The organism is Flavobacterium bomense, assembly GCF_003970355.1.
The window spans coordinates 1-19282 of sequence record NZ_RYDJ01000014.1 but is presented as its reverse complement, the minus strand read 5'-3'; the positions used below and the strand labels follow the sequence as shown (position 1 = coordinate 19282).

The following is a 19282-nucleotide window of genomic DNA, read 5'->3' as shown; positions in this document are numbered from 1 at the left end:
TTTTTATTCTGCACAATAACAGGGTTTGTTTCCAAAGGTATACGTTAGCGTAACTCCTGTGAAGACATACCAATCATTATTATTTATATTTCCAAAATTCCCATTATAACTTCCTTCTATATCATCGGTCAGCGTATACCGTGCTCCGGTTTCTAATCCCAATATTAAACTGGGAGATAGCGTTGACTTGATTCCTAAAATCATCGGGATCGCTATTGATTTTCTTCTTTCTGATCTGCCTTCTGCTGTTGTACCTGCTTGCGTGTCTGTCAATTTGTACCTGCTCAGGAAATAACTGATTCCTGAAAACACATAAGGTGTAATTTTAGTTCGAGAGTCGTGAAGATTAAAGTCAAAAAAGTTGAATTCAAGTCCTAAAGAGACTTCTTTTAGATTGTTTTCAAAACGATATCCTCTTTGGTTTCTTGCTGCTTCTTTTGAATCTGAATCATCTGAATTTATGTTTGACTGCATGTATGAAAATCGGTAAGCATGTCTTGGACTTTTATTCCATTTGTATAAAACCCCAAAAGCAGGTTCGTTTGGCGCAAGGTAAGTCGTAGGACCAACATCGCCTACAAAGTTACTTCCACCTGCAAAAACACCAATTTCGTGGATCTGAGCCTGGGTGTTCGTAAATGGGAGTAAGCAAAACAATAAATAGAAAATCTTGTTCATTCAATCAAAAATTGCGTGCAAATATAATAATAATCAATACGATTCAATACCCATTCAGTTAAATGTGTGTTTTTTTGATTAATTGACAAGTAAATTGCGCAAAGTGAGTATTTTATTTATTCAAACGAAAAAAAAACATAGAATCGTATATTATTTATTAAAATGATTTAGTTACGCTTATCTTGTCCCCAAAGTAATTTGCTTCGAAGGGTTTTTAAAAAAGTTTCTTCGGGTATTTCTACCATATTGATTTGAAAGGGTGTTTTTTTTAAGGTCAGTATGGATTCGTTCTTTACCGAGGTAACTCTGGAGTCTAAGGACACTAAATAATTTTCCTCTCTTCCGGAAACTTTTAGTCTAATTTCTGTTTCATCCGGAACAACAAGAGGCCTGGCCGTTAGGTTGTGGGGAGCAATTGGGGTGATGACGATGCTTTTTACATCAGGTGTCAAGATTGGACCGCCACAACTCAAAGAATACCCCGTAGATCCTGTTGGTGTTGATATAATTAACCCATCGGCCCAATATGAATTTAAAAATTCGTTATTCAAGTACGTGTCTATCGTAATCATCGATGTAGTGTCTTTTCTACTGACCGTAATTTCATTCATGGCAAAATCCATTTTTTGGATGGATTCATTTGGTGGCGTGCAGGTTACGCTCAGTAATGTTCTTTTTGAGATGGTGTATTTTTTGTCAATGACAAATTGCATGAATGTTGCGATATTCTCTTTTTGGACGGTTGCAAGGAAACCTAGTCTTCCCGCATTTATTCCTAAAATAGGAACTCCGGAATCCCGCACTAAAGTGGCCGCTCTTAAAATAGTTCCGTCTCCTCCAATGCTGATGAGCATATCAAAACTAGAATCAAGTTCAGTGTGGGATGTGAAGGTTTTGTATTTTTTTTCTACAATTTTCCTTTCGTTGAGCATCAGCAAAAAATGAGACTCAATAATCATCTCTACATTATTTTTGTTAAAAAAAACAAAGATGTCGTTTATAATAGGTTCGGTACTGTTTTGATAATATTGGCCGTAGATCGCTACTTTCATCTTTTTGTGTAATCGTTTAATGTTGATATGTTTGTTTTAGTATTTAATCGATTAAACAAATAATCGGTTAAACGAGCACTATATATTAAGGTACTTGTCTAAATAATCAGAGCGTTCCTTCAAATTATTGATGTAATTGTCTTCTTGATGCTCGGATATAATTTCATAATCATATCTTCTGAAAGTCTGTATTATTTCATTGATAGCGCCTAACGTTATTTTTAAGGTAACTTCAACGCTCTCAACATCTAATTCGGAGACGAATACACCTAAAAGTTTGCCATTGTTGCTTTCGACTATTTGGGTAATTTGACTCATAGAATAATCTAAAGCGGCTTTCTTGACAACGATAACGCCACCGGGTTCCTTTAAAAAAGGAGTTTCATGAAAAAACTTCATGATGTCTTCTATTTGATAATAACCCACGTAGGTGTTGTTTTCGTCTAAAACCGGAACTAAATTAGTCTGATTTTTTGCAAAAACTTCCAGCACATCAAGCCATACTGTATTAGTTCTTGTGAAAAACCCTTCCAGTGAATAGCGAAAATCAGATACTTTTTTAGTGCTGTCAAAAGTTTCTAGATCTTCGCGGGCAATACTGCCCAGATACACCCCTTCTTCGATTATTGGGAAATGTGAAAAGTGGACGTCATTGAAGAATTCTTGAACAACCGCAATAGTATCTTGGTTGTTAATCGCTTTAAAATCATTGGTTATATAGTCTGTAATTCCGATCATAAATAAGGCAAAAATATTTCATGCAAAATAATCAAAAATAAGCAAAAACTCCTAAGTTTTACTTTGTATTTTTGCTTCAAGAAATAGTACTGGTTTAATCAAAAAGGGTTCCAATGACAAAATTAAGTGTAAACATCAATAAAATAGCTACTTTACGTAATGCTCGTGGAGGAAATGTTCCTGATTTATTAAAAGTAGCTGCCGACATTCAAAAGTTCGGAGCGCAAGGAATTACCATACATCCCCGTCCGGATGAGCGCCACATTCGCTATCAGGATGCACGGGATTTAAAAACGACTGTTTATACGGAATATAATATAGAAGGAAATCCAGAAAAAACCTTTATCGACCTTGTTCTGGAAATAAAACCGACTCAGGTAACTCTAGTTCCGGATGCTGTAGATGCCATAACATCTAATGCTGGTTGGGATACCATAAAGCACGCTTCTTATTTGACTGAAATTGTTCAGGAGTTTCAACGAAACGGAATTAGAACGTCCATTTTTGTAGATCCTGTTCTCGAAATGATTGAAGGTGCAAAAAAAATTGGAACCGAAAGAATTGAATTGTATACCGAAGCATTCGCACACCAATACAGTTTAGGAAATCAAAACGGAATTGTGCCATACACACACGCTGCCATCCTAGCCAATGCGCTTGGATTAGGGATCAATGCAGGTCATGATTTGAGTTTGGATAACATTCAATTTTTTAAACAAAATATCCCGGGATTACTCGAAGTTTCTATTGGTCATGCACTGATTTCCGAAGCTATTTATCTGGGATTAGACAATGTGGTGAATATGTATTTGCAAAAATTAAAATAGTTTTTTTTAACCATTAAGAAATTATGATGGATTAAGTTTTAAGCTTAATAGCTTTACTTTCTTAATGGTTTTTAATTTAAATCATAACGTTAAAATCTAAAATTATATGCTTTTTTCAAAAATAGAAGGATCAGGACAGCCACTTTTAATTCTTCACGGATTTCTGGGGATGTCTGATAACTGGAAAACACTCGGAACGCAATTCGCAACTGATTTTCAGGTTCATATTCTCGATTTACGCAACCACGGACGAAGCCTGCACTCAGAGAATTTTACCTACGAAATTATGGCGCAGGATGTTTACGAGTACTGTCAAGCTCATAAATTAGAAAATATCAATATTTTAGGACACTCGATGGGCGGGAAAATAGCCATGCTTCTGGCAACATTGCATCCTGAATTAGTTAATAAGTTAATTGTTGCGGACATAGGACCAAAATTTTATCCGCAGCATCATCAGGATATTTTGGCGGGATTGAATGCGGTTGATTTTTCAAAAAAACCAAGTCGAAGTGATGTCGAAGAAATCATGGAGAAGTTTGTTCCTGATTTTGGAACCAGACAATTCTTGATGAAGAATTTGTTTTGGCAAGAGCCCGGGCAACTTGCCTTTCGATTTAATTTGGCAGTTTTCAATACAAAAATGGATGAAATAGGAATTCCGTTGCCTAAGAATTCCGTTTTCGAGAAACCAGCCTTGTTCATTCGAGGCGGAAAATCAAATTATATTTTAGACAGCGATTTTGAAATTATAAAACAGCATTTCCCGGATTCAAATATTGAAACGATTCCTAATGTAGGGCATTGGCTTCATGCCGAAAATCCAGCTGAGTTCTATCAAAAAGTCACTTCTTTTTTAAAATAAAGGAGATGGTTTCTAATTTTCACTACATTTATTAAAATTTAAAAAGATAAACTTATGAATTTACTCATCAAAATTCTTATTACCTCTGGTTTAGTATTGCTTATTGCGAACTTTATGCCGGGTGTGCGTGTAGATGGATTCGCCACGGCTTTGATTGTGGCAATTGTTCTTGGATTACTTAATATATTTATCAAGCCAATATTAGTGATACTAACTTTGCCGGTAACGATACTAACTTTAGGTTTGTTTTTATTGGTTATTAATGCACTGATGATTTTGTTGTGTACAAAAATTGTGGACGGTTTTCGCGTAGATACGTTTTGGACTGCCTTGTTTTTTAGTATTATATTATCCGTATCGCAGTCTATAATGAATGGAATTCTAGGCGAGGGAAAATAATAGGCTATTTTTAACACGTATTTATGACGTAATGCATTTGAAATTAAGAATCAATCAATATCTTTGTACTTTATTTAAACGATACTATGTCTAAAAATTTTTACATATTGTTACTAGTTACGCTTGGGTTCTTTATGACTCCAAGCGTAGCTATTGCGTGTGGAATAAAAGCAGAGAAATCGTGTTGCAAAAAAGAATTCTCTTCAAAAACGGAGCAAAAAGACTGTTGTAATAAAGAAAAAAAATCAAATAAAGGGTTGCATGATGGTTGTAACGGTGCTTGCAAGAGTATTTCTTGTGGCAGTACAGCAATTCATTTGGGTTTAACATCCATATTTAACACGGAATTAAACAAGCAAATTTTTAGTTTTTCTACTGAAAAACAAAATTATTATTACTCGGAAATCTTTATCTCATCCCATTTCCGTTCTATTTGGCTTCCACCTAAAATAAGCTAAATTTCTTTTTTGACAGCCAAAAAACTGTCTTGTTCAAAGCAGTATATGCTTTAAAAACCAATAAACGTAGTCAATTACAATTCAAAAAACAGAGCAAAATAAGCTGTTGTTTTCAATGTTTTGTGACTAATTCACTTCAAAATAATATCAAAATGAATTCAATAAAAAAAATATTGATGGCAACTACTCTGTTGCTTTCAATCACAATCAGCCATGCGCAAATTAAAAATGCTACAACAGAAACGGTAAAAATATATGGCAACTGTGAGATGTGTAAAAGCACCATAGAAACTACAGGTAACCTGAAAAAAGCAGCGAAAGTCGAGTGGAATAAAGACACCAAAATGGCAACACTCACGTATGACTCGACTAAAACAAGTCAAGACGAAATCCTGAAACGCATTGCTTTAGCAGGGTATGACAGTGATAAGTTTCTTGCTCCAGATGCTGTTTATGACAAACTACATGGCTGTTGCCAATATGAAAGAGAAGCAAAAGTAGCCGTTTCTCCAGCAACGAAAATGGAAACCGTCACTACAGAAAATCATGCAGGCCACGCCAATCACCCAGATAATGCAGTTCCAAAACAACAAGTAGATACTACATTAAAAGCTGTTTTTGATAGCTATTTTCTTTTAAAAGATGCTTTAGTGAAAACAGACGGAAACAGTACTTCCTTGAAAGCGAAGGATTTATTAATGGCAATCAATTCCGTGAAGATGGAAACACTAAAATCGGAAGAACATATTGTTTGGATGAAAGTTTTGAATGACTTAAAAGAACATTCAGAGCATATTGGTGATACAAAAGATATTTCTCATCAGAGAGATCATTTCATGGATTTATCAAAATCGATGTATGAATTGATAAAAGTGGCTAAATACGAGACTCCGGTTTATCTTCAGTTTTGTCCTATGGCAAATGGCGGTAAAGGAGCCAACTGGTTGAGCAAAGAAAATGCCGTTAAGAATCCGTATTACGGTTCGCAAATGATGACTTGTGGAAAAACGGTAGAGACGCTTCAATAATTATTTAAAGGAAAATAAAATGAAAAAAATAATTCTGGTAGTAAGTGTAATAATCAGTTTTTCAACGGCTAATGCCCAGATGAAAATTGGAGATAATTTACCTGATTTTGAACTTAAAAATAATAAAGAGGCCACTGTAAGTTTGGCTTCTGTAAAAGGGAAAACCGTCTTAATTGACTTTTGGGCTTCTTGGTGCGCACCGTGTAGAATGGCCAATAAAAAGCTGGTGCCTTTTTACAATCAGTATAAAACAGAAAATTTCGAAATTATAGGGATATCCCTGGATACGGATCAAGCGAAATGGATAAGTGCCATTCAAAAAGACAAATTAGAATATGAGCAGTTGATTGATCCCAAAGGGTTTGATGCGCCATCGGCTATAGTCTTTGGCGTAGAGCAGTTGCCTAGTGCCTATCTTTTTGATGCAACAGGGAAACTGGTTGCTGTAAATCCAACAGAAGAACAAATTTTAATGCAAATAAAAAAATAAAATAAGATGAAAAATATAAATATAAAATTCATTGGTATTGCTTGTTTGGTTTTGATGGCAAGCATGAAGTCCTATTCTCAAATTTCAAAAGCAGACATAATTGCAACGGGTTTAACGTGTTCCATGTGTTCCAATGCAATTAACAAACAGCTAAAGGCCATGACTGAAGTAGACAGCGTCAGTACAGATCTAAATACGAATACGTTTACCGTTTATTTGAAGGAAAATAATTCAATAAGTCCAAAAACTTTAAAAACGAGTGTCGAAAAAGCTGGTTTTTTTGTGGGCTCCATGGTGTTGACAATGGCTTTCGATAATTTGAAAATAGAAGACAACCTAGCATTGAAAAAGGGTCAACACACCTTTATATTTGTTGATGTGAAAGCAAAGACAATGAACGGGGAAACAAAGTTAAAAGTGGTTGATAAAGGTTTTGTTACTCAAAAAGAGTATAAAAAAACACTTAAAACATTGTCGAAATACCCTAGTTATATGGTTGAAAATGAAAATAATTTTCACCTTAAAACAATTTAATATGAGTTATTTACGCTTTGCTGTCCTATTCCTGATATCGGCTCAAATGCAAGCCCAAGAATTATTTGTTGTTACGGACCCAGCCAGTAATATCCCTGCAAATTCATTGAGTGTAAGACTGTCACAATCCCTTTTTGAGGAGCAATTTAGTGAAGAGTACAACTATCATTTGATGCCGGAAGTAACCTATGGTTTGAATAAAAATTTGATGGTTAGGGCTACCGCATTTGTCAGTAATAGAAACAGTCAATTGGTTACAGAAGGAGGCGGTTTTTATGCTAAATACCGGTTTTTCTCGACAGATGATTTAAACAGTCATTTTCGTTTGGCTGCTTTTGGAAGGTATAGTTTTAATAACGCGGATATTCATCAGGATCAAATTGAAATAATGGGGCACAATACGGGTTTTGAGACCGGATTAGTAGCCACGAAACTGATAAAAAAAGTAGCAATTAGTTCGTCGGTAAGTTTTGAAAAGGCATTTGATAATAAACCAAATTATCCTTTTCCAAGTGAATTAGGCAATAACGCCACGAATTATACCTTGTCTTTTGGTAAACTGATGTATCCCAAAAAATACACCAGTTTTAAACAAACAAATATTAACCTGATGGTTGAATTTGTTGGGCAAACGATCAATGAAAATGGAAAATCGTATCTTGATGTGGTTCCGGCAATACAATTTATTTTCAATAGTCAAGCCCGTTTGGATTTGGCTTACCGGAGGGAAATTATGAGTTCTATGATGCGTACAGCACCCAATGGAATTTATTTAAATTTAGAATATAATTTTTTTAATATCATAAAATAAATAGATAAAGCTTAAATTTATAACAATGAATAATTGATTTTAAATAAAAGTAAATTTGTAATTATAAAAAAAACACAATGAAAAAAATAATGCTTTTGTCCTTAATAACGGTATTTATGACGGTTTCTTGTGACCAGAAAAACAAAGAAGCAGCAGCTACAAGTTCTGGGAAAACAGAAAAAACTACTGAGTTATACTCCTGTCCGATGCATCCGGAAGTTACTGGTGCTTCCGATGGCGAATGTTCAGAATGCGGGATGGAACTAACCGAGAAAGTGGTGCAAACAATCCCTACTGAAAAAGAGCTAACTCCTGTTGAAAACAGGGCAAAATCCGGTGCTGTGCTCAAAACGGAGAGTGCTGATAAAATGACTTTTCCAACCGATGCTATTGTATCTAATTATCTCAAAATTAAAAATGCATTAACCAAAGACGATTCAAAAGGAGCAGCCATCGCGGCAAAAGATTTGCATACTATATTGAATAGTTCCAGCGCAACTTCATTAGACACCAAATTAAAAAATAAATACAATGCTTTTGTGGCGGATGCCAAAGTAAATGTCAAACATATTGGGGATAATGCCGGTAAAATGGAGCATCAAAGAACGTATTTTTCGTTATTGAGCAAAGATGTTTTTGATTTGATAAAAGCCTTTGGAACCAAACAAACCGTATATCAGGATTACTGTCCCATGTATGGAGCAGGAAAAAACGGGTATTGGATCAGTGAAACCCAAGACGTGATTAATCCCTATTTTGGTGCGGAGATGCTAAATTGTGGCAGGAGAATAGGAACCGTTCAATAGCGATGAAATTCTATGTCAAAAATATGGTTTGTGGTCGCTGTATAATGGTTGTGAAATCCGAGCTCGAAAAACTTGGAATTTTTCCTGTTTCGGTGAAGTTAGGAGAAGTCGAAGTAGTAGAAAATTTCAAAGAAAATCAGAAGCGAGAGTTAGAAATAAAATTACAATCGTTCGGGTTTGAATTGTTAGAAGACAAAACAACGATACTGACAGAGAAAATTAAATGCCTAATTATTGATTTGGTACATCATCAAAATGAGGAATTAAAAATTAATTTATCACACTATTTATCAGAACAATTAGGGCAGGATTACAGTACTTTGAGTAATTTATTTTCAGAAATGCAAGGCATAACTATTGAGCATTATTTTATTGCTCAAAAAATTGAAAAGGTAAAGGAATTATTAATGTACAAAGAATTAACTTTAAGTGAAATTGCAAATAAGTTAAATTACAGCGATGTAGCGCATTTGAGCAATCAATTTAAAAAAATCACGGGCGTTACGCCAACTCATTTTAAACAGTTAAAAGAAAATAACAGATCGCAAATTGATGCGTTGTAAAACTTACAAATCATTTCCAAAATTCTACAACAAGTTAAAATAGAAGGTTATGTACCTTTGTTTAGTAGCAATGAATGTTTAGCTAAATATTTTAATAATAGAAAAAATGAAAACATTAATTATCGTACTAAGCGTATTCTTAGCAGTGAATTCCATAGCATCAGCTCAAGAAGTGGTGAAATCTTCCCAAAAGGAAACCCATAAAGCAATGTATTCTTGTTCAATGCACCCGAAAGAAATGAGTGATAAATCTGTAAAATATCCAAAATGTGGGATGCAGATGACTCCAAAAGCAAGTGATACAAAAGAAGAGAATCATCAACATTAAAGTTTTTTTAAATCGGTTCTATACTTTTATAGAACCGATTTTTTTTAAATTCAACATTATGAAACATACTTATACAGTCACTGGAATGTCTTGCGACGGTTGCCGTTCCAAAGTAGAAAAAACATTGAATGTTATTGATGGAATTCAAGCGACAGTTACTTTGAATCCGCCAATAGCGACTATAACAATGGATCAACACATTTCCACAGTTCAATTACAAGAGGTTTTAACTGGCGCTGGAAACTACACCATAGAAATGAATACTGGTGTTGATTCTCATGGAATTACTGAAAAACCAATTGAGAAGTCATGTTGCAGTTCGAATAAACCACAAGAGAAATCAACCGTAATTTTACCCGCTACTGCGCAAGGCAAATACTATTGTCCGATGCATTGTGAGGGGGAAAAAGTCTATGATAAACCGGGAAGTTGCCCTGTGTGCGGAATGAATCTGGAAAAAGTTCCCGAATTGAGTGTTGCAAAAACAAGGTACACGTGTCCGATGCATCCCGAAGTAATCAAAGACGGTCCCGGTTCCTGTCCCATTTGCGGAATGGATTTAGTACCAATGGAACCCACCGCTTCTGAAGAAAACAAAGTGTACAATGACTTAGTCCGCAAAATGAAAATAGCGGTAGTTTTTACAGTTCCCATTTTTATTATTGCCATGTCAGATATGATTCCGAATAATCCAATAATGAAAATTATGGATTTAGAAAAGTGGAATTGGGTACAATTATTATTTTCACTTCCTGTCGTTTTTTATGCGTGTTGGATGTTTTTTGAGCGTGCATGGAAATCTATAGTTACTTGGAATCTCAATATGTTTACGTTGATTGGAATTGGTTCTGGAGTCGCTTTTCTGTTTAGTTTGGTTGGATTGTTTTTTCCCGCTATTTTCCCGGATGAATTTAAAACGGATAACGGAGCGGTTCATCTTTATTTTGAGGCTACAACGGTGATATTAACTTTGGTTTTATTGGGGCAATTACTCGAAGCTAGAGCGCACAGTCAAACCAGTGGAGCGATAAAAGAATTATTGAAGTTAGCGCCAACCGAAGCTGTTTTGGTTAGCAATGAAGGGGATAAAGTGATTTCGATTCATGATATCAAAAAAGGAGATTTATTGCGGGTAAAACCGGGAGATAAAATTCCGGTGGATGGAAAAATTACCGATGGAGAAAGTACTGTTGATGAATCGATGATAACAGGTGAACCCATTCCTGTAGATAAAAAAACAGGCGATAGTATTAGCTCCGGAACCATTAACGGCAATAAATCCTTTGTGATGATTGCTGAAAAGGTAGGTTCGGAAACGGTGCTTTCGCAAATTATACAAATGGTCAACACTGCCAGTAGGTCTAAAGCACCAATCCAGAAACTAGCGGACAGAATCGCTAAATATTTTGTACCAATTGTAGTTGGGGTTTCCATAATCACTTTTTTTGTTTGGGCACAATTTGGTCCTGAACCCGCAATGGTGTATGGATTTATCAATGCGATTGCAGTATTAATTATTGCTTGTCCGTGTGCCTTGGGATTGGCGACGCCCATGTCCGTAATGGTTGGTGTTGGTAAAGGAGCGCAATCTGGAGTTTTGATAAAAAATGCCGAAGCGTTAGAGAATATGAATAAAGTAAATGTGCTGATTACCGATAAAACAGGAACCATTACGGAAGGAAAGCCTTCTGTTGAAAAAGTATTCTCTTTAAATAATGAAGAAGATTCTTTGTTGCAAAGTATTGCTTCTTTAAATCAGTATAGCGAACATCCTTTGGCGCAAGCCGTAGTCAATTTTGCGAAAGCGAAAGCAGTTTCATTAATCGAAGTCAAGGATTTTGAAGCGATTTCCGGCAAAGGAGTTATTGGAACCGTAGTCGATAAAAAAGTGGCACTCGGAAATAAAAAATTGATGGAGCAGGTAAATGCCACGATTTCCGAAGAATTAGAAAATAAAATTATCGCCGAACAGAAACTCGGAAAAACGGTTTCTTATATTTCAATTGACGGAATTGCGGTGGGATTTGTCTCGATTACAGATGCCATCAAAGCCACAAGCATCACAGCTATAAAAGAACTGATGCGTCAGGGAGTTGAGGTAATCATGCTTACCGGTGATAATGAAAATACGGCAAAAGCAGTGGCTCAGGAGTTGCATTTGAGTTCGTATAAAGCGGGTTGTTTGCCTGAAGACAAGCTCAAAGAAATTAAACGATTGCAAGCCGAAGGGAAAATTGTAGCCATGGCAGGTGATGGAATCAACGATGCGCCGGCTTTGGCACAAGCCGACATAGGAATTGCCATGGGAACAGGAACAGATGTGGCTATCGAAAGTGCCAAAATAACGTTAGTGAAAGGCGATTTGCAAGGAATAGTCAAAGCCAAAAACTTAAGTCATGCGGTGATGCGAAATATTAAGCAAAATTTATTCTTTGCCTTTTTCTACAATGTGCTTGGAATTCCAATTGCAGCGGGTGTTTTGTATCCGTTTTTTGGCGTGTTGCTTTCGCCAATGATTGCGGCTTTGGCCATGAGTTTTAGCTCTGTTTCAGTAATTGCAAATGCGTTGCGATTGCGTAATTTAAAATTTTAATTATGAAAAAATACTCCATAATAATTATACTCTTGCTTTTTGCTTGGAATGCTGAAGCGCAAAAAATAGTTCGGTATGATTTATATGTTCGGGATACGATTGTCACTTTTGGCGATACACCCAAAAGAGCGATTGCCGTAAACGGACAGATTCCCATGCCGACACTCACGTTTACCGAAGGCGATATTGCCGAAATTTATGTACACAATGAATTAAATGAAGATACTTCGCTGCATTGGCACGGATTGTTTTTACCCAATAAAGAAGACGGCGTGCCTTATTTGACTCAAATGCCAATAAAACCGCATACCACCCATAAATATACGTTTCCAATTATTCAACACGGAACACATTGGTACCACAGTCATACGGGGTTGCAGGAACAAATTGGGATGTACGGTTCCTTTGTTATGAACAAACGAAATGAGGATCCAACTTTTAGAGCAGGAATTGATGATTTACCAACCGTTCCAATCATTTTGAGTGAATGGACGGATTTAAATCCAAAAAATGTCCATCGGATGCTGCACAATGCAACCGATTGGTTTGCAATTCAAAAAGGAACTACCCAGAGCTATGCCGAAGCCATAAAAGCAGGACATTTTAAGACAAAAATTACCAATGAATGGAAACGAATGAATGCGATGGATGTAAGCGATGTGTATTACAATAAGTTTTTGATCAACGGCAAAAATGAAAGTAAAATAGATGGCGTTTCTTCTCCCCTTTCCTTTGGAGAGGGGTCTGGGTTGAGGAAGTTCAAAGCGGGAGATAAAGTGAGGTTGCGGATTGCCAATGGTGGCGCTTCTACTTATTTTTGGCTGACGTATGCCGGTGGGAAAATTACCGTGGTGGCCAGTGATGGAAACGATGTGGAACCAGTTGAAGTCGACCGATTAATCGTAGCTGTTTCTGAAACGTATGATGTTGTTGTAACGATTCCAGCAGATAAAACGGCGTATGAATTTTTAGTTACTTCGGAGGATAGAACTAAATCAGCTTCGTTGTATTTAGGAGATGGAATCAAGCAACTGATGTCGCCTTTGCCAAAATTAAAATATTTTGAAGGAATGAAAATGATGAACGGCATGATGAAAATGAATGGCGATTTAGATGATATGGGAATGAAAATGTCACTGAACCAAATGGATATGAATGTAGTAATGTATCCTGAAATCACGGGGCCTATAGATTCTAAAGGAGGAACACAACAAGAAGTGGAGATGGATCATTCGTCTCATGATATGGGAAAAATGAAAATGGAGGCAACCGCTCCGAAGATGGATGGTATGAAAATGACGGAGGAAGATTATAATAGTAATGCATTATCTGATATTACTACCTTAAATTATGCCATGCTGAAATCACCTACTAAAACAACGCTTCCAACTCCCCCTTCGGGGACTGGGGAGACAAAAGAACTGCGGTTTGAATTATCAGGAAATATGAATCGCTACGTGTGGAGTCTGGACAATAAAGTGGTTTCTGAAGCCGATAAAATTTTAATTAAAAAAGGAGAGAATGTTCGAATTGTACTCTTCAATGGTTCCATGATGCGCCACCCGATGCATTTACACGGACATGATTTTAGAGTCCTGAATGGTCAGAAAGAGTTCGCTCCCATGAAAAATATCATCGATATTATGCCGATGGAAACCGATACGATTGAGTTTAATGCGAATGTCAAAGGCGATTGGTTTTTTCATTGTCACATTCTCTATCACATGATGGCGGGAATGGGTCGCGTTTTTAGTTATGAAAATCAAGAGCCCAATCCTTTGATTCCAAATCCAAAATTAGCGCAACGCAAATTATTTGCCGATGACAGAGCCTTCCATGTGATGGCCGAAAATGATTTTGCCACCAATGGGAACGATGGAATGCTGATGATTCAAAACACGCGTTGGAGTATTGGTACCGAATGGCGTTTGGGTTATACCGATCATCACGGGTATGAAACGGAAACGCATATTGGACGATATTTAGGGAAAATGCAGTGGTTAATGCCATTTATTGGTTTTGACTGGCGGTATCGAAAAATGGAAATGGGAGCAATGGAAGAGAATCTTTTTGGGCAAACCAATACCAAAGACAATCGCGCCGTTTTTAGTGCCGGAGTCGAATATACCATGCCAATGCTGATTAAAGCACAAGCCGAAGTGTATACCGACGGGAATTTCAGGTTGCAATTTGAACGCATGGATATTCCGGTTTCTAAAAGATTGCGCATGAATTTAATGTGGAATACGGACAAAGAATACATGGCGGGATTGCGGTATATAGTCAAGAGAAATTTTGGAATTACCACGCATTATGACAGCGATATGGGAATGGGTTTTGGATTGAGTTTGAATTATTAAAAACGGAATACTTTGTTTTTGTAATTTTGGGAAAAATAGAGTGCTATGGTACAACTTTCAGAAATCTGGATTTATCCTGTAAAATCATTAGGTGGAATTAAATTGCAAAAAGCTCAAGTGACCGATCGTGGTTTGGAACACGACCGCCGTTGGTTGTTGATTGATGAAAACGGAATGTTTCTGTCGCAAAGGGAACATCCGGAATTAGCTCTTTTTCTACCTGAAATTATAGGGAATTTCCTGAAGATTACACATCGCATGCAGTTAGAAACAATACAATTTCCGCTGCAGCAATCTTTTTCGGAAGCCGAAACTAAAATTGATGTGATGGTCTGGGAGGACTCCATTCAGGCGTATGAAGTAGATTCGGTTGTTTCAGATTGGTTTTCTCGAATATTGGGATTTTCGGCTCGTTTGGTATACATGCCTGAGGAAAGTCACCGAAAAGTAGAGGCTAAATATGCCGTTACGCAAGCTGATATTAATTCTTTTTCGGATGGCTATCCTTTTTTGTTGATTGGTCAATCGTCATTGGATGATTTGAATTTCCGTTTAAAAAAAGCACTGCCGATGAATCGGTTTCGACCTAATTTTGTTGTTACAGGAGGTGACGCTTATGAAGAGGATTCTTGGAAAGAATTCACAATAGGTGAGCTGACTTTTTTTGGAGTGAAACCTTGCGGGAGATGCGTAATGACAACTGTAGACCAAGAAAAAGGAGTGACATCAGGAAAAGATCCTTTGCGGACTTTGGCAAAATACAGGACATCGGGAAATAATGTGTTGTTTGGACAAAACTTGATCGGTTCTGGAACTGGTCTTGTTACTGTTGGTGATGCTATTACCATTTTGATTTCTATTTAAATGGCCTTTTCTTTTCGTGAATATGAGGTAATCCGTTGACTAAGTTTCCAGATTTCTTACTCAAATTTATTGCTTACTGAAATAGTATTAATAGTCGGGAGACGCTGCAGAGCAACCCGACTTTTAATACTATTCTTGTTCATCTCTTGTGTGTTACAACGTATGTACAAACAATCAAATCAATTTTTTTTATGTTTTTATTCCGTGTGATTTTGGTTTCCGTTAATCATATGATCTTCCACGTTCATTCCGTTTGACCTTTCGATCATCAATGCAGTAATAATAGCATGATTTTTCTTTTAGCCAAAGAATTGGGCGTTTAGATTGTTCCAAACGTGTTTTAAATACTTTGACAATCTATTTAATTTGCATTATTGATATGTTGTTGAACGTTCTCAGGTTTTATTAGGATTTTGGAGCTCGAAGACCGTTTACTTCCGGATTATTAATACCCAATTCTTTACTATCCGGACTCTTGAACCTTCTTTATTTGAAAAACGTAAGTCGTTTGTCTTTAACGGCATCCAAGCGAAGCATTTTATAATCCAGCACATAATTTTGGTAAATACGCCAAGGTGCTTTGTTTCCCTGACTAGGAAGCGTATTCGCTGCTCTGTTAATGTAGCCGCTATTCAGGTTGAGTAGTGGAACCGGTTTTAAATTTGTCTCGACTACTTTTGACTGCACCGCTTTATAATGGTGTTTGTCCAAATAATTTAAAACCCGAGATATATATTCGCTGGTAAGGTCACTTTTCAACGTCCACGAAGCATTGGTATAGCCAACAAAAATAAAGAAGTTGGGGAGTTCGCTTAACATGAGGCCTTTATAGACAAAAGATTTAGAAACATCAAAAGGTTGCGAATCCAGTTGAATTTTTACGCCTCCAAACGCCACTAAATCAAGTCCAGTTGCGGTAATTATAATGTCGGCGGCCAGTGTCTTCCCCGATTTTAGTAAAATCCCATTTGTTAAAAAACAATCGATATGATCCGTAACTACCGCTGCGTTCCCTTTTCTGATGGCTCTAAAAAAATCTCCGTTTGGCGCAATGCAAAAACGTTGTTCCCATGGATTGTAATTGGGTATAAAATGAGGGTCCACGGGAAAGTTACCCAAAGCCTTTTCGGCCCCTTTTATAATGAATTTTTTCATTGCCTCTGGAAAGAACTTGCACAGATTAAAAAAGACAATAGCGTAAAAAATATTTTTATAACGAATCAGTCTATAAGCTACTTTTTTTGGGAACAGGCTTTTGAGGCGAGCAGCAATTTTGTCTTTATTGGGTAAAGCAGCAATATAGGTTGGCGATCGTTGCAGCATGACAACTTGTGCACCTTCGGCGGCAAGCTCCGGAAGGATGGTCACAGCAGTGGCTCCGCTGCCAATTATAACCACTTTTTTATTGGCAACATCTAATTTTTCAGGCCATTTTTGAGGATGGACAATTTTACCTTCAAAACGGGATTGGTCCTTAAATTCAGGAGTGTACCCTTTGTTATAATTATAATAGCCGCTACAGCTAAAGATAAACTGGCACCTATAAACTGTTTCTTCTTCCGTGACGGTATTTACGGTAGTGACCGTCCATGATTTTTTTTCTGTATCGAAGTTATAAGAAAGAGCGCGTTGATTGTAGATGATATGCTCTCGCACTTTATATTCGTCTGCGGCTTCATTGAGGTATTTTAATATAGAAGGTCCGTCGGCGAAAGACTTTTGATCCTCCCATGTTTTGAAGGAATACCCAAAAGTATACATATCCGAATCGGAACGGATTCCAGGGTATTGAAACAAACTCCAGGTACCTCCAAGTTCCGCTCTTGCCTCTAAAATAACATAGTTTTTGTCTGGATTTTTACGTGACAAATGACACGCAGCGCCTATACCGGATAAACCCGCTCCTATTATAATAATATCGATATGATTAGTATTCATGTTTTTATTTTAGAATTAAATGCTGTTGCAAAATACAAAATTGTAGCAATAAAAAAACACCATTACTTTTTCTTAAGTAACGGTGTTTGTAATTGCTATGAAAACCTTTTGAAGTGAAAAAGAAGGGTTTTTTATTAGGATTAAACGACAGATTTATTTTTGAATAAACACGATGTAGCGTTGAGGTCATTCTTTTGTCCAACTAGTAATTTGGCTTTTAAAATTTCCATGTCTATCAGATATGTCGTCACTAAGGTTAGCGCGGTTTTGTAAACCGTGCCCACCGGCGCATGCAGATAAAACAAGTCAGAAAAGCTATATCCTTAAAGCGGCATAGCTTTTACATTTTAACGTCAGTTTTTTTTTGGGTTTTGTTAGCTTTATTTCTTCGGCTACCTACCGACTAAGTGTTATAATTACCAATTGGAATGGGCACGGTTTGCAAAACCGCGCTATTTGTTAAGGGGAAAACTGAGTGTATTTCCGAGCCATCTGGTCGTGCTTATTCTAGGTCCATGATAATCGCAATATTTTCTTTTATTTTTTCAATTAAATCGGTTGGTAATTTTCCAACTTTTTTAAATAATCTTTTGTTGTCGATTGCTCGAATTTGATCAATCATTATGTCGCAATCTTCATGTAAATTTGCCATTCCCTTTTTAATATGAACTCTTAAAATATCAGAATCATCTTCAACGTTTGTAGTTATTGGACAAACGATTGTTGAGGGATGCGATACTTTATTCAGCAAATTTGTTTGAACAATTAGAACAGGCCTAGATTTACCTGCCTCAGTTCCTATTTGTGGATTCAAGTCAGCAATCCAAATTTCGTATTGATTAATCTGCATAGTCAATTTTTTCAAATTCTTTTAAAATGTTCATTGAATCTTTTTTGACTAATTCGGATTCGGCTTTAAGTCTTTTTTCTAAAATTTGTCTTTTCTGTACTTTATTATAATATTCAATTGCTTCGTTGATATATCTATTTCTAGGAATACTGATTCTTGAAAGAATTTTTTCGGTTTCTCCGAAAATTGAATCATCTATTTTAAGTGATACTGTTTTCATATGTTTTAATTTGATATCACAAAGGTATATCTTTTTTAGATATGAAGTTGTTTAGTATGATTTTTTTTTCGCATGTCGCACAACGTCAGTTCGTCTAAAACCCTCTAAACGAACTGTATTTGGTTAAACAGTGAGTAAATATATGTTATTTAAACTACAATTAAAACTCGTTCTGGCAAAACTCGCTTTATGATTATTAAAATAAAACAGTCCGTAAAAAGGGTTAAATATTGCTCTTAGTATCCCAAAATATAAATCCATTTGCACAGAATACGAACAAATCCGGAAAGAATTGTGGCGCAAGCCTTGGGTTGTATTTGCTAAGAAGCCTTTTGGAAGTCCAAAGTCAGTGGTGGAATATTTGGGGAGATACACCCATAAAATCGCCATTAGCAACCATCGAATCAAGAACATTGACAATGAAAACGTGACTTTTACTTATAAGGATTACCGAGTAGCGGGTGTGAAAAAACAAATGACACTCACGCATCAGGAATTTATCAGGCGTTTTGCGTTGCATATTTTGCCCAAACGTTTTGTAAAAATAAGACATTATGGTTTTTTGAGCAGCACTTGGAAGCGACAAAAGCTGAAACTTTTACAGGAAAAACTTAGGGTAAAAGTTTTAGAAAAAGTAGAAAAGAAGCCCTTTTTACCCAAGTGTCCGTGTTGTAAAACAGGAAATTTACACAGAATAGCAGTTTTCGACCAGCGCGGTCCACCAGCTTGGTTTCTTGGCGGTAGCCAAAGTTCAAGTTCCTATGAAAATTAAATTTATGGGTAAGGGAACTTGTGTCCCAAAGGTGCAAATTCCAGTGATATTGACCACCCAATTCCAATTTAAAGTGAGCACCTGATTCCAATTCAAAATGACCACCTA

At 36.4% G+C, this 19282-nt stretch carries 20 protein-coding genes and 1 pseudogene; 15 read left to right on the top strand and 6 right to left on the bottom strand.

Annotated elements, in window-relative coordinates; all coding sequences use genetic code 11:
• Positions 1-3: 3 nt before the first annotated feature.
• The 3 genes from porG to EKL98_RS11780 form a co-directional block, all read right to left on the bottom strand.
• Positions 4-678, bottom strand: coding sequence for a type IX secretion system protein PorG (gene porG / locus EKL98_RS11790; RefSeq protein ID WP_126554807.1), 675 nt, complete (start codon positions 676-678; stop codon positions 4-6).
• Between the two features lie 167 nt (positions 679-845).
• On the bottom strand, positions 846-1730 hold the full coding sequence (locus EKL98_RS11785; protein WP_126554809.1) for an NAD kinase: 885 nt from the start codon (positions 1728-1730) through the stop codon (positions 846-848).
• A gap of 78 nt (positions 1731-1808) precedes the next feature.
• Positions 1809-2468 carry a CBS domain-containing protein gene (locus tag EKL98_RS11780; RefSeq protein ID WP_126562596.1) on the bottom strand — a complete coding sequence of 220 codons (660 nt, stop codon included), beginning with the start codon at positions 2466-2468 and terminating at the stop codon, positions 1809-1811.
• Positions 2469-2581: 113 nt separating this feature from the next.
• Between EKL98_RS11780 and EKL98_RS11775 the strand changes: the two genes are divergently transcribed.
• The 14 genes from EKL98_RS11775 (at position 2582) to EKL98_RS11710 (ending at position 15394) form a co-directional block, all read left to right on the top strand.
• Positions 2582-3295, top strand: coding sequence for a pyridoxine 5'-phosphate synthase (locus EKL98_RS11775; protein WP_126458562.1), 714 nt, complete (start codon positions 2582-2584; stop codon positions 3293-3295).
• Between the two features lie 106 nt (positions 3296-3401).
• Positions 3402-4160, top strand: a complete 759-nt coding sequence (locus EKL98_RS11770; RefSeq protein ID WP_126562594.1) for an alpha/beta fold hydrolase — start codon at positions 3402-3404, stop codon at positions 4158-4160.
• Between the two features lie 54 nt (positions 4161-4214).
• Complete coding sequence (locus EKL98_RS11765; protein ID WP_126458568.1) at positions 4215-4559, top strand: phage holin family protein; 345 nt, start codon at positions 4215-4217, stop codon at positions 4557-4559.
• An 86-nt stretch (positions 4560-4645) separates the two neighbouring features.
• On the top strand, positions 4646-5017 hold the full coding sequence (locus tag EKL98_RS11760; protein ID WP_126554815.1) for a hypothetical protein: 372 nt from the start codon (positions 4646-4648) through the stop codon (positions 5015-5017).
• A 152-nt stretch (positions 5018-5169) separates the two neighbouring features.
• Positions 5170-6045, top strand: a complete 876-nt coding sequence (locus EKL98_RS11755; protein WP_126562592.1) for a DUF3347 domain-containing protein — start codon at positions 5170-5172, stop codon at positions 6043-6045.
• A 19-nt stretch (positions 6046-6064) separates the two neighbouring features.
• The gene (locus EKL98_RS11750; protein ID WP_126458574.1) at positions 6065-6535 is read left to right on the top strand and encodes a TlpA family protein disulfide reductase; all 471 of its coding nucleotides are present in this window, start codon (positions 6065-6067) and stop codon (positions 6533-6535) included.
• A gap of 6 nt (positions 6536-6541) precedes the next feature.
• On the top strand, positions 6542-7069 hold the full coding sequence (locus EKL98_RS11745) for a heavy-metal-associated domain-containing protein (protein WP_126554821.1): 528 nt from the start codon (positions 6542-6544) through the stop codon (positions 7067-7069).
• Positions 7038-7880: a hypothetical protein gene (locus EKL98_RS11740; RefSeq protein ID WP_233579257.1), complete on the top strand. Its 843-nt coding sequence runs from the start codon at positions 7038-7040 to the stop codon at positions 7878-7880. The genes EKL98_RS11745 and EKL98_RS11740 overlap by 32 nt, the downstream gene beginning before the upstream one ends.
• A 77-nt stretch (positions 7881-7957) precedes the next feature.
• Complete coding sequence (locus tag EKL98_RS11735; RefSeq protein ID WP_126562590.1) at positions 7958-8686, top strand: DUF3347 domain-containing protein; 729 nt, start codon at positions 7958-7960, stop codon at positions 8684-8686.
• Between the two features lie 2 nt (positions 8687-8688).
• Positions 8689-9249: a helix-turn-helix domain-containing protein gene (locus EKL98_RS11730; RefSeq protein ID WP_126458586.1), complete on the top strand. Its 561-nt coding sequence runs from the start codon at positions 8689-8691 to the stop codon at positions 9247-9249.
• Positions 9250-9355: 106 nt separating this feature from the next.
• Positions 9356-9577 carry a hypothetical protein gene (locus EKL98_RS11725; RefSeq protein ID WP_126458589.1) on the top strand — a complete coding sequence of 74 codons (222 nt, stop codon included), beginning with the start codon at positions 9356-9358 and terminating at the stop codon, positions 9575-9577.
• Positions 9578-9635: 58 nt separating this feature from the next.
• Positions 9636-12170, top strand: coding sequence for a heavy metal translocating P-type ATPase (locus EKL98_RS11720; RefSeq protein WP_126562588.1), 2535 nt, complete (start codon positions 9636-9638; stop codon positions 12168-12170).
• A gap of 2 nt (positions 12171-12172) precedes the next feature.
• Complete coding sequence (locus tag EKL98_RS11715; RefSeq protein WP_126562586.1) at positions 12173-14530, top strand: multicopper oxidase domain-containing protein; 2358 nt, start codon at positions 12173-12175, stop codon at positions 14528-14530.
• 45 nt (positions 14531-14575) lie between these two features.
• Positions 14576-15394, top strand: a complete 819-nt coding sequence (locus tag EKL98_RS11710; protein WP_126562584.1) for an MOSC domain-containing protein — start codon at positions 14576-14578, stop codon at positions 15392-15394.
• A 486-nt stretch (positions 15395-15880) separates the two neighbouring features.
• Here EKL98_RS11710 and EKL98_RS11705 read toward each other — a convergent pair whose 3' ends face one another.
• The 3 genes from EKL98_RS11705 to EKL98_RS11695 form a co-directional block, all read right to left on the bottom strand.
• Positions 15881-17332, bottom strand: coding sequence for a flavin-containing monooxygenase (locus EKL98_RS11705; protein WP_126562582.1), 1452 nt, complete (start codon positions 17330-17332; stop codon positions 15881-15883).
• Between the two features lie 502 nt (positions 17333-17834).
• Positions 17835-18182, bottom strand: coding sequence for a type II toxin-antitoxin system PemK/MazF family toxin (locus EKL98_RS11700; RefSeq protein ID WP_126455663.1), 348 nt, complete (start codon positions 18180-18182; stop codon positions 17835-17837).
• Positions 18172-18402, bottom strand: coding sequence for a hypothetical protein (locus EKL98_RS11695; protein WP_066082045.1), 231 nt, complete (start codon positions 18400-18402; stop codon positions 18172-18174). The genes EKL98_RS11700 and EKL98_RS11695 overlap by 11 nt, the downstream gene beginning before the upstream one ends.
• A gap of 268 nt (positions 18403-18670) precedes the next feature.
• Here EKL98_RS11695 and EKL98_RS11690 point away from each other — a divergent pair.
• Positions 18671-19174 (top strand): annotated as a pseudogene (locus tag EKL98_RS11690) (IS91 family transposase); the annotation flags it as partial.
• Between the last annotated feature and the right edge of the window lie 108 nt (positions 19175-19282).